The 1,425-nt window shown below is 65.4% G+C and carries 1 protein-coding gene; it reads right to left on the bottom strand.

The annotated features are described in order from the left end of the window. Positions 1–53 precede the first annotated feature (53 nt). Entirely contained in the window at positions 54–1,265 is a 1,212-nt protein-coding gene (locus ACGVWT_RS19160) for an IS256 family transposase (protein ID WP_062127151.1), read from the bottom strand. Positions 1,266–1,425: the final 160 nt, after the last annotated feature.

Genomic DNA, 1,425 nt, shown 5'->3' with positions numbered 1-1,425 from the left:
GGTCGTGTCCGTCAACGTGGTGTAATTTCAGGTGTGCCACCGGGCCGCATCGTTCAGGCGGCCTTGGGTGTAATCTGTAGGGGCGGTACCTCCTCGATCTGTGGTGTGGCGAGAGCGGTCATGCCTTCGATCTGCATGTAGCGGTTCTGGAGCTGGTATTCGTCGTTCTGCTCGAGGAGCACGGCGCCGATGAGGCGGGTGATGCTATCCTCGTTGGGGAAGATGCCGACCACGTCGGCGCGGCGCTTCACCTCCTTGTTCAGCCGTTCCAATGGGTTGGTGGAGTGCAACTTCGTGCGATGCTGTTCGGGGAAGGTCATGTAGGCGAGCACGTCGTGCTCGGCGTTGTCCATGCAGGCGCCGAGTTTCGGCCAGCGGGCGCGCAGCTGGTCGGCGACGTGACGCCAGGTCTGGGTGGCTGCGGCATGATCGGGCTGGAGGAAGACCTGCCGGATGGCGGCAGCCACCATGGTGTTCTGGCCCTTGGGCACATGAGCCAGCGCGTTGCGCATGAAGTGGACGCGGCAACGCTGCCAGGTGGCGCCGACGACGCGGGTGATGGCGGCCTTCAAGCCCTCATGCGCATCGGAGATGACCAGCTTCACACCCTTCAGGCCGCGCCGGACGAGGTCGCGCAGGAAGGTCGACCAGAACGGCTCGGCCTCGCTGGGGCCGATGTGCAGGCCGACGATCTCGCGCTTGCCTTCGGTGGTGACGGCGACGGCGATTATGGCTGCCACGCTGACGATGCGGCCGCCCTCGCGCACCTTGAGGTAGGTCGCGTCCAGCCAGAGATACGGCCACTCGCCGGCGAGCGGGCGCTTCAGGAAGGCGTTCACCCGCTCGTCGATGTCCTTGCACAGTTTCGACACGCTCGACTTCGAGATGCCACTCATCCCCATCGCCTGCACCAGATCATCGACGCGCCGCGTGCTGACGCCGGCGATCCAGGCCTCCTGGATGACGCTGACCAGCGCCTTCTCCACCGTCTTGCGGGGTTCGAGGAAGCCGGGGAAATAGGCGCCGGTGCGCAGCTTGGGGATCTTCAGGTTGAGCGTGCCCAGTCGCGTATCCAGGGTGCGGTCGCGGTAGCCATTGCGCCAGGTGCTGCGCTCGCCGGAGCGCTCGTGGCGACCGGCGCCGATGAGGCCGTCGACGTCGGCCTCCATGATGATCTGCAACACGCTCTCGGCGACGCTGCGCAGAAAATCGCCGTCTCCGGTCTTCGCCATCAGTTCGGCAAGCGGTAGTCTGTCGTCGGTCATCGGGAAAAACTCCTCGGGTGTTGGTGAAGCTCGACACTTCCACCTTAACCGATGAGCCCGGTGGCCACCGAGACGCCGACGCCGGGGTGGGGCCTCGGCCCCACCCCGGCATACACCGTCATCTACACCGGGAAATTACACCACGACCGCGGACGCTACC

This window comes from Sphingomonas sp. S6 (assembly GCF_043498045.1).
Taxonomy (GTDB): Bacteria; Pseudomonadota; Alphaproteobacteria; order Sphingomonadales; family Sphingomonadaceae; genus Sphingomonas.
This window is presented reverse-complemented; position numbering and strand designations above follow the sequence as displayed.

Excerpts from the sequence above, each read along its gene's own strand:
- ACGVWT_RS19160 (WP_062127151.1), bottom strand. The coding sequence starts at position 1,265 with ATGACCGACGACAGACTACCGCTTGCCGAACTGATGGCGAAGACCGGA.